This window comes from Micromonospora arida (assembly GCF_003857035.1).
Taxonomy (GTDB): Bacteria; Actinomycetota; Actinomycetes; order Mycobacteriales; family Micromonosporaceae; genus Micromonospora; species Micromonospora arida.
On the sequence record NZ_QGSY01000068.1, the window covers coordinates 1 to 8,381 of the forward strand.

Consider the following 8,381-nt stretch of genomic DNA (forward strand, 5'->3'; position numbering starts at 1 on the left):
CCACGCAGCACACCGGTGAGGGTGCCGTCGGCATGCAGCGCGCGGCTGACGAAGACCACGAAGAGCACCACGAACAGGCCCTGCGCGATGCCGCCCAACGCCACACTCACGATCGTCATCCGCACGGCGCGGTTGCGCAGCACCGTCGTGAGGCCGTGTCGCCAGGCGGTGAAGAACGACGACGTACGGTCCGGGGTCGTCGGCTGCGCAGTTGCGTGGTGGGCGGCGCGGCGGCCGGCGGCGATCAGAGCCGCCGTGATCACGAAGGCCACCACGGCGCCGACGGCCAGGTAGCGGGTGCCGTCGCGGGTGATCGCGAACCCGCCCAGCGAACCTCCGATGAGCCGTCCCACGCTCATGTTGAGCGCTATCACGCTGTTGGCGCGCACCAGGTGCGCGGGCTCGACGAGACCTGGCAACACGGCGTTGCGGGCGGAGTCGAACGTCTGCGTCAGCACCGCCTGGGCGCCGGCGACCAGCGAGATGACCCACAGGTGGTGGTCGGGTTGACCGAGCAGCGGGATCACCACAGCGGCCTGGAGCGCGGCGACGCAACTCATGAGCCGGAACCGGTCGAAACGATCGGCGAGAGCACCGGCGAACGATCCCAGCGTGATGCCGCACAACAGTTCGACGAGGAAGACGGCGGAGGTGGTGAGCGCAGAGCCGGTCACCCCGAACACGTAGATCGGCAGCCCGGTGAGCAGCAGCCAGCTCGCCACGCTGGAGAAGAGCCCGGCAGCCCAGATCAGGACGAATCCGCGGTGTCGCAGCAGCGTCACCATGTCAGATGAACTCCGGCGTGGGGTACGCCTGAAGGTTGAGGCTGACGGGCCGGGCGTCGCTCGGGGGCGCGGTGCGCAACGGACGCAGGTACGGCCGGATGACGGCGTCCAGGGTCAGCGTGAGGTGCCGCAGCTCCTCCGGAGTGAGCGAGAGCGTGTAGCTGTGGAAGGTGGCGCTCTCCCGCCACTCGTCGGTCAGCTTGTGCTGCTGATGCTGGTAGCGCTGCAACGATCGGAACACCTCGTCGAGCTCGATGGCGGTCAGCGCGTCGGTGATCTGCTGCCCCTCGGCATCATCGGGATCCGGGAGGAGTTCGAGCCCGGTGGCGGCGGCGCGCCACGGTCGGTCACGCCGGTTGGACCCCTCGGCGGGGACCCGCTCGATGAGGCCGTGCCGGGCCAGTTGACGCAGGTGATAGCTGCAGTTCGATCCGGTGTCGTCCAGGGCGTCGGCGCACTGCGCGGCGGTTCTCGGGCCGGCGGCCAGCAGATAGCGCAGCAGCCGCAGGCGCAGCGGGTGCGCGAGGGCGCGCAGCGTGGTGGCGTCCCGGACGCGCACCCGGCGTTCTGGCTCGTTCTGCTTCATGGCACCCCTTACCGAAAGACTCCTTTCGGTTATACGCCGCTGAGGCACACTTTCGCAACAAGTCTTTCGCATGCGACGGGCACCGACAGCGCGCCAACTGTCGTGGCACCTCCCTGCGAACCCGCCCGTCACACCCCGGCGCCCACCTCCGACGCCGATGCCACCACGAGCAGGAAATTAAAAAAGTTAAGGTCGAACTCTTGGAAGTTGAAGATTTCTGCGTTACAAATTTAGGTATGACAGAGCAGGCGATGGACTGGCAGGAACTCACCAGCCTGACGCGAGGGCAGCCGTTCGTCGTCGAGCGGGTGCGCCTCGCGAGCAACGGCGTCGCGATCGAGGGCGAGTTCGAGCCACCGCAACTGGCTCATCTCAACGTCGATGATCAGGTCTTCGTCACGGCGTTCGTGCGTTGCCACGGTTCGATCAAGGAGATGGAACGCATCTTCGGGGTGAGCTACCCGACGATCAAGTCACGACTCAACCGGATCACGCAGATGCTCGACTTCGTCGAGACCGACCCGGCACCCTCACGAGCCGACATCGTCGACCGGTTACGCCGCGGTGAGATCACCGCACAGCAGGCGTTGGCCGAGCTGGAGGGCCGGGCGTGATGCCGCAGCTGGTGACCGTCAAGGTCAACCGCCCGGACCACCGGCCCATCCGCTTCTGGATTCCGGTGCTCCCCGTGGTGCTCGTGCTCTTCCCGGTCGTGGTCCTGGTCGTGCTGGCGGCGATCGTGGCCTGCGTCGTGTTCCGCATCGGTGTGGTGCGGGCACTCGGCGCCGCTTGGCGTGTCATCTCCGCGCTGCCCGGCGCCCGCTTCGACATCGAGCAGGGCCGCACGGCCGTGCTCGTGGCCATCCGATAGGAGAGGTTCGAATGACCGAACAACGCAAGGACATCCTCGACATGCTGGTCGCCGGCAAGATCACCGCAGAGGAGGCGGAGCAGCTGATCGCCGCACTCGAACGGGACCAGACACCGGCGACGGTGGGTCACGACGCCCGACCGAAGGGCAAGGTGAAGTACCTGCGGGTGGTGGTGGACGCCACCGACAACGGCGAGCCGTCGCGGGTCAACGTGCGGGTGCCACTGCAACTGCTGCGGGCCGGTGTACGGCTGGCGGCGCTGATCCCGCCGCAGGCCCTGGTCAAGGCCAACGCCTCACTCAGCGAGTCGGGTGTGCCGATCGACCTGACGCAGCTCAAGCCCGAGCAGTTGGAGGCGCTCGTGGAGCACCTCGACGAGGTGACCGTGGAGGTGGATTCTCCCGATGCCACCGTGCGGGTCTTCTGCGAGTAGCCGCCGTCTGATGGGACGGCCCCTCGGAAGGGTGCTGGAACACCCTCCCGAGGCTGAGCCCGCCGCAGCAGAGCACAGGTGAACTGCCAACCTGAAGTTTAGCCACTGATCGGCACACCAGCGGAGGGACCACTCGGGCGGGTGGTCCCTCCGCTGTGTCCCGCGACCGCATGTCGTTCGCCTACCCGAGCGGCGAGTCGGTGCTCGACTGAGCCCGGTCAGGGGTTGATCAATTCCCAGTCGCCTTCGGAGATGACGTCCACGCTGCCGTCGACCACCTTGATGGCGGTGTTGTCGTCGATGGCGTAGGTCGGGACGGGGATTCCGGACGCCCACTTCTGGATGTGGGACAGCTCGGTGTCCTCCATGTCCGGATGGTTGAGGTGGGGGTACAGCGTGAAATCCACCAACCCCAGCGCCCGGTCGGCGCCCTGCGCCCTGTCGCTGCCGTCGGAGACGAACTGAAGGTCGAATTCGGCGTCGCAGTTGTACGGGGTGACCGCGATGCTCCCGGCGCTGACCCCCACATAGACCGTGTCACTCAGCGACGGCAGGAGGTCGGCCAGGCCCGACTGGCGCAGCCAGTAGGTCAGGTACAGCACGTCGCCGCCCCAGACGAGGAGGGCGTCGGCCTCCCGGACCGCCGGGACCCAGTTCTCTTCTCGAATGGTCGGCAGCGCGGTGAGCTCCAGCACCCCCAGGGACTTCCAACCGAGCTGGGACAGCGGGATGTCGGGGTGGCCGTGAATCGCCTTCCACGCCTTCTCGGCTCCGCCGGGAAAGGGGTAGACACCGGTGGGAACGAACAGAGCCGTGGACTCGGCGATCGGCTTGCCCAGCAGGTCGACCAGCGCGTCGGAGATGCTCGGGTTGCTGATGCCCCCTGACGTGAGAAGAAACTTCATGAAAATCCGCCCCTCTGAAGCTAATCTACAAGGGTCAATGCTTGCTGCCGGCTCTTCCCGAGGACAGGATCCCGATCGTGACCATCGGAAACCGAAGCCTCCCACGAATCCTCGCCGCTCTGCTGGCCGCCGTGCTCGCCACCGGCCTGTCCGCCGCCGGTGCCGGACCGGCGACGGCCGGGCAGACCAGCCTGCGGGCCGCCGACCCGAGCGTGATCCGCGTCGGCGGCACCTATATCTCCGTCCAGTCGCTCAACGGCGGGATCGCCGTCCGGCAGGCGGCCTCTCCGGACGCGCTGGCCGCCGCAACCGCGCGGCAGGTCTGGACGGACAGCCGCAACCTCGGTGAGGTCTGGGCCCCCGAGATCGTCACCGATGCTGGCCGGTACTACATCTACTTCTCGGCCGGGCGCGGCACGGCCCACCGCATGTACGCAATCCACTCGGCGTCGCCGGCCAGCGGCTACACGGCCGAGCGGCAGCTCGCGCTGCCCGGCGGCAAGTGGGCGATCGACGGCAGCCTGTTCACCTTCAACGGGCAGCGCTGGTTCGTCTGGTCGGGGTGGGCCGGCGACACCAACGTCGAACAGAACATCTACCTCAGCCGAATGAGCGACCCGCTCACCCCGACCGGCAACCGGTACGTCATCTCCCAGCCGCGCGAGAGCTGGGAGCGTCTGGTGGGGAACCCGTTCATCAACGAGTCCCCAGAGGCGATCAGGGACCCGAACGGGCAACTCCACATCGTCTACTCCGCCAACGGCAGCTGGAGTGACCAGTACTGCCTCGCCGACCTACGACTGCGCGCCGGCGGCGACCCGACGTACGTGTGGGACTGGTACAAGTCGAACGGCTGCCTGTTCGGCTCGAACCGGTCCACCATGATGGCCGGTTGGGATCCCACCCTGTACGTGAACGGGCCCGGCCACCACAGTTTCGTGCTGCTCAACGGTGACATCGCCACGAGCCCACCCGCCGGGCCGAGGTTCCCGCTGATGTTCCACGCCGTACCCAAGGGCACCGCCTACTCCTGGGCGAACCGGTACTGGTACACGGGCACCTTCTGCTGGTGGGGCAACACCACCTACCGCCGCGCCAACGTGCCCGGCCCGACTGCCGACACCGGATTCAGCCTCAAGTTCTTCGAGTAATGGCAGTCGCGTCGCCGCGGGCGGGGGGGCGTCGTGGTCGGTGCCTGTGGAGCTGAATCGTTAGCGGCATCAGCGGCCTGGCCGCCGGGTGGGGTCGACGAGCGTGGCCAGTCGCGCCCACACCGGCGGCCGCTACTACTCCATCAGCAGGAGCCGTGCCAATTCACCTTCGTCACGATGACCTGAAGGTAGAAGATGTTTCCACCCGGAGTGGCGCAGTGCGTGATGACAGTCGAATTGTCCTGCCAGGTGTGGTGGTATTCCACTTCGACGTTCGCGGACGTGTAGTTGTAGAACGTCTTCGTCGGGGCGCTGCCAGCCCAGGGGCCGGTGGTCACCAGGGACGGAGTCTCCGTGGGGCCGGTGTTCACGGGAGCCCAGTTGGGCCAGGCGCAGAACGTCCCCTGCTGGCAGTTGCCGGGCGGCCACGGCTCGTCGGCCGGCACGGCGGCGGAGGCCGAAGCGGCGGGCACGGCGGCCAGCAGACCCGCGGTGGACAGGGCAAGCCCGAGGGACTTCAGTCGCACAGAATCTCTCTTCTCCCCAGAGGAATCGGTCAATGGAAGTTACCACCGGGAAAATTGAGAGGTCAAGTATCTGATTCACTACCATCTAAGCTTGAAATAGTCTGTGAATCCGCTGACATCGCCGCTCATCGCGGTGTCGCTTACCGCTCGTCAGCGGATGAGGCCGACGAGCGTGGTCAGTCGCGCCACGCCGGATGCGGTTTCGCCGCGTCCGCTCGGGGGAGCGAGCGGACGCGGCGAACAACGGATTCCTGCTGTCAGGCGGTCAGTTGCCGAAGCATCTCGGCCGAATCGTGCAGGGCCGTCATCTGGACGAATCGACCGTCGCTGACCTTGTAGATGGCGTACTCGACGATCTCGAACGAGGCGCCGGATGGAGGCACACCGAGCCACTCCTTCACGGGAGTGCCGGTGTTGATCGCGCGTACGGCGATGCGGTCGCGGTCGAATAGCAGTTCCTTGACCTCCCAGTGCAGGTCCGGAACGGCGTCGACGTCGTGCTTCTGGACGGCGAGGACGTCGTCTCGGGTGCCCGGCTCGCCGTTGAGCATCACCGTGTCGTTGATGAACTCGTCCATGCCATCGAACTTGTGGGCGTTGAGGTCGGCGACGTAGCGCAGGTACCAGTCACGCAGGCCGTTGTCAGTCATCAGTTTTCTCCTGTTTCTCCGTGCTACCAGTTCAAGGGGCCGTGCTCGTCGGTGAAGGTGCCGGTCGGGCCGTCGGGGCCGAGGGTGGCCAGGCGTACGACGGTTGTGGCGCTCTCCGGCACCGGCCGTCCGATTCCGAGGGCGGCGGTCATGTCGGTGGCGGTGGCGCCGGGCTCCAGCGCGTTGAACTTGATGCCCGGATTGGCCTTGGCGTACTGGATCGTCAACATGGTGGCCGCCGCTTTGGAAGCCGCGTAGAGCGCCGCCGGAAGGTTGAATTCGGGCCGTTCCGGGTTGGTGACCGCCCAGAAGGACCCCATGCTGCTGGACACGGTGACCACCGTCGGGTTCGACGACCGTCGGAGCAGGGGTAGTGCCGCCTCGGTGACGCGGACGATCCCCACCGCGTTGGTGTCGAACACCCGCAGGGCGGTGGGGCCGTCGACGGGGCCGTCGCCGAGGATGCCCGCGTTGTTCACGAGGACGTCGAGTCGACCCTCCGCCGAGTCGACAGTCGCCAGCGCGCCGCTCACCGACGCGTCGTCGGTGACGTCGAGCTGCACGAACCGTGCGCCCAACTCGGCTGCGGCCTTCTCGCCCCGCTCGACGTCGCGGGCACCGATGTAGACGGTGTGGCCCAGTTCGAGAAGCTGCCTGGCGGTCTCGAACCCGATGCCCTTGTTGCCACCGGTGATGAGCGTGACGGTCATTCGTATCTCCTACGTGTGCAGCCACGGGGCGTTCTGTGAACGACCGCCCCTGATTTTGTACCGCTCGGTTGTCCATCACCGTAACAGGGTTTTGTACTGATCGGTTGGTGACCCGGGTCACGATCCGTACCGAGCGGTACACTGGCGCCATGAGCACTGAGACGCCCACCGTCGGACGCCCCCGGGCCTTCGACGAGGAGACGGTCCTCGACCGGGCAACCGAGGCCTTCTGGCGACACGGCTACGAGGGCGCGTCCCTGAGCGTCCTCACCAGCGCGATGGGCATCAACCGGCCGAGCCTGTACGCCGCCTTCGGCAACAAGGAACAGCTGTTCCAGCGCGCCTTCGCCCGCTATCACGACACCCAGGTGGCCAACGCCCGCGCCGCACTCGACCAACCCACCGCGTACGCCTCGATCGAAGCCTTCCTGCGCGCCAGCGCCGACGGCCTCACCGACCGTGACCACCCGGCGGGCTGCCTCTCCATCCAGGGAGGCCTGGCCTGCTCGCCGGAGAACGCGCGCATCTCCGAGATCCTGGCCGCCGGCCGCGCCGCCACCGAGGCGGCCGTGGAAGAGCGACTGTCCCGCGCCGCGAAGGAGGGGGATCTCCCGGACGGCATGGACCCGGGCGCGTTGGCGCGGTTCGTGATGGCCCTCAGCGAAGGGCACGCTGTCCACGCCGCGTCCGGCGCGAGCCGCGAAGACCTCCACGCCTCGGTCGACATCGCCCTGCGAGCCCTCGCGCTGCGTCAGTGAGGCGCGCCGCGTCGGCGGTGCTGGCCGCACCCGGCGGCGGCAGGCGGCCTGGAGCAGCAGCTCCCACCCACCGCCCACATTCTGCTGACCGCGAAGCGACTTCCATGAGGTCTGGTCGACCAACATGCTGGCTCGATGAATTCGCCGGAACTGGCAACGTCGGAGAGGCTGCTCACGAACCTCTACGCGGCATTCAACGAGCGTGACATCCCCGCACTGCTAGCCGCCATGACGCCGGATGTGTCGTGGCCGAATGGCTGGGAGGGAGGCCTCGTTCACGGCCGCGACGAGGTGAGTGCCTACTGGCGCAGGCAATGGGACCAGCTCGAACCGACCGTCATGCCGACCGCGTTCGCCGCCGAGGCCGACGGGCGAATCGTCGTCACCGTCCACCAGGTCGTCCGCGACAAAACCGGAGCGAAAATCGCGGATCACACCGTCACGCATGTCTACCGATTCAACGACGGGTTGGTGGCAGAAATGGAAATCCGAGCGTAAAGAAGTGTGCTGCGCCCCTGGGTTCGTCGCAGTGCCAGCGGTGGTCAGCGGGTGAGGCCGACCAGCGTCGCCAGTCGCGCCACGCCGGCCGGCGCCGGGTGACCCCGGGCGACCTCGGCGATGAGGGTACGCGCCAGAGGCCGGCACCGAACCTCGGCAGGTGCGACGCTGTCCGCGTCGACGAGCGCCCGCGCCGCCCCGCGCAGGTCCCCCACCTGGAGGTACGCCCGAGCGGCGTCCACGAGGTACGCGCCCCGATACTCGGCCGGCAACCGCCGCCACGCCTCCCGCCGCACCACGATCGCGTGCAACCGCACCGCCTCAACGGCGTCCCCTCGCACAGCAGCCACCACCACCCGCGCCAACTCGACGGCGACCGGCCCGAAACTGGTGCGGTACATGTCGTCGTACCCCCGCAGGCCGGCGGCGATCCCCGCGGCCCGGCCAATCAGCTCGTCGGCGCGGCGGTCCTCACCGCATCCAGCAGCGGCCAATGCGGCCTGCAC

The 8,381-nt window shown here is 67.6% G+C and carries 12 protein-coding genes and 1 pseudogene; 6 read left to right on the forward strand and 7 right to left on the reverse strand.

The annotated features are described in order from the left end of the window. Together DLJ58_RS01290 and DLJ58_RS01295 are read right to left on the reverse strand one after the other, a co-directional pair. Positions 1-785 (reverse strand): MFS transporter (locus DLJ58_RS01290; protein WP_124853470.1); only part of this gene is annotated, 785 nt, incomplete at its 3' end. Between the two features lies 1 nt (position 786). Further along, positions 787-1,371, reverse strand: coding sequence for a winged helix-turn-helix domain-containing protein (locus DLJ58_RS01295; protein WP_124853471.1), 585 nt, complete (start codon positions 1,369-1,371; stop codon positions 787-789). Between the two features lie 236 nt (positions 1,372-1,607). On the opposite strand from DLJ58_RS01295, the gene DLJ58_RS01300 reads away from it, so the two are divergent. From DLJ58_RS01300 to DLJ58_RS01310, 3 genes are read left to right on the forward strand one after another with little or no spacing between them, the layout of a single operon-like run. Next, positions 1,608-1,985 (forward strand): DUF2089 domain-containing protein, encoded by a 378-nt coding sequence (locus DLJ58_RS01300; RefSeq protein WP_208740775.1) that lies wholly within the window; start codon positions 1,608-1,610, stop codon positions 1,983-1,985. Beyond that, complete coding sequence (locus DLJ58_RS01305) at positions 1,985-2,242, forward strand: hypothetical protein (protein ID WP_124853472.1); 258 nt, start codon at positions 1,985-1,987, stop codon at positions 2,240-2,242. Before DLJ58_RS01300 ends, DLJ58_RS01305 begins: the two co-directional genes overlap by 1 nt. Positions 2,243-2,253: 11 nt before the next feature. After that, a complete protein-coding gene (locus tag DLJ58_RS01310; protein WP_124853473.1) occupies positions 2,254-2,676 on the forward strand; it encodes an SHOCT-like domain-containing protein in 423 nt (140 codons plus the stop codon). 218 nt (positions 2,677-2,894) lie between these two features. On the opposite strand, the gene DLJ58_RS01315 is transcribed toward DLJ58_RS01310, so the two are convergent. Further along, entirely contained in the window at positions 2,895-3,581 is a 687-nt protein-coding gene (locus DLJ58_RS01315) for a Type 1 glutamine amidotransferase-like domain-containing protein (RefSeq protein WP_124853474.1), read from the reverse strand. A gap of 77 nt (positions 3,582-3,658) precedes the next feature. On the opposite strand from DLJ58_RS01315, the gene DLJ58_RS01320 reads away from it, so the two are divergent. Further along, a complete protein-coding gene (locus DLJ58_RS01320; protein WP_244218735.1) occupies positions 3,659-4,732 on the forward strand; it encodes a glycoside hydrolase family 43 protein in 1,074 nt (357 codons plus the stop codon). Between the two features lie 143 nt (positions 4,733-4,875). Here the strand turns inward: DLJ58_RS01320 and DLJ58_RS01325 are convergent, their stop codons facing one another. The 3 genes from DLJ58_RS01325 to DLJ58_RS01335 all read right to left on the reverse strand — a co-directional run bounded on the left by DLJ58_RS01325 (position 4,876) and on the right by DLJ58_RS01335 (position 6,619). Beyond that, positions 4,876-5,259, reverse strand: a complete 384-nt coding sequence (locus tag DLJ58_RS01325) for a hypothetical protein (RefSeq protein WP_124853475.1) — start codon at positions 5,257-5,259, stop codon at positions 4,876-4,878. Positions 5,260-5,516: 257 nt separating this feature from the next. Beyond that, a complete protein-coding gene (locus DLJ58_RS01330; RefSeq protein ID WP_124853476.1) occupies positions 5,517-5,909 on the reverse strand; it encodes an ester cyclase in 393 nt (130 codons plus the stop codon). A 23-nt stretch (positions 5,910-5,932) separates the two neighbouring features. Then, positions 5,933-6,619, reverse strand: coding sequence for an SDR family NAD(P)-dependent oxidoreductase (locus DLJ58_RS01335; RefSeq protein WP_124853477.1), 687 nt, complete (start codon positions 6,617-6,619; stop codon positions 5,933-5,935). A gap of 149 nt (positions 6,620-6,768) precedes the next feature. Here DLJ58_RS01335 and DLJ58_RS01340 point away from each other — a divergent pair, with 149 nt between their 5' ends. Both DLJ58_RS01340 and DLJ58_RS01345 read left to right on the forward strand, forming a co-directional pair. Next, on the forward strand, positions 6,769-7,377 hold the full coding sequence (locus tag DLJ58_RS01340) for a TetR/AcrR family transcriptional regulator (RefSeq protein ID WP_124853478.1): 609 nt from the start codon (positions 6,769-6,771) through the stop codon (positions 7,375-7,377). 135 nt (positions 7,378-7,512) lie between these two features. Then, complete coding sequence (locus tag DLJ58_RS01345; RefSeq protein ID WP_124853479.1) at positions 7,513-7,875, forward strand: nuclear transport factor 2 family protein; 363 nt, start codon at positions 7,513-7,515, stop codon at positions 7,873-7,875. 44 nt (positions 7,876-7,919) lie between these two features. On the opposite strand, the pseudogene DLJ58_RS01350 reads toward DLJ58_RS01345, so the two are convergent. Next, a pseudogene (locus DLJ58_RS01350) lies at positions 7,920-8,381 on the reverse strand (helix-turn-helix domain-containing protein); the annotation flags it as partial.

What these genes read in the sequence shown, in the direction of transcription:
- DLJ58_RS01315 (WP_124853474.1), bottom strand. Translation starts at nt 3,581, where the DNA reads ATGAAGTTTCTTCTCACGTCAGGGGGCATCAGCAACCCGAGCATCTCC.
- DLJ58_RS01330 (WP_124853476.1), bottom strand. Translation starts at nt 5,909, where the DNA reads ATGACTGACAACGGCCTGCGTGACTGGTACCTGCGCTACGTCGCCGAC.
- DLJ58_RS01300 (WP_208740775.1), top strand. Translation starts at nt 1,608, where the DNA reads ATGACAGAGCAGGCGATGGACTGGCAGGAACTCACCAGCCTGACGCGA.
- DLJ58_RS01310 (WP_124853473.1), top strand. Translation starts at nt 2,254, where the DNA reads ATGACCGAACAACGCAAGGACATCCTCGACATGCTGGTCGCCGGCAAG.
- DLJ58_RS01340 (WP_124853478.1), top strand. Translation starts at nt 6,769, where the DNA reads ATGAGCACTGAGACGCCCACCGTCGGACGCCCCCGGGCCTTCGACGAG.
- DLJ58_RS01295 (WP_124853471.1), bottom strand. Translation starts at nt 1,371, where the DNA reads ATGAAGCAGAACGAGCCAGAACGCCGGGTGCGCGTCCGGGACGCCACC.
- DLJ58_RS01335 (WP_124853477.1), bottom strand. Translation starts at nt 6,619, where the DNA reads ATGACCGTCACGCTCATCACCGGTGGCAACAAGGGCATCGGGTTCGAG.
- DLJ58_RS01305 (WP_124853472.1), top strand. Translation starts at nt 1,985, where the DNA reads ATGCCGCAGCTGGTGACCGTCAAGGTCAACCGCCCGGACCACCGGCCC.
- DLJ58_RS01345 (WP_124853479.1), top strand. Translation starts at nt 7,513, where the DNA reads ATGAATTCGCCGGAACTGGCAACGTCGGAGAGGCTGCTCACGAACCTC.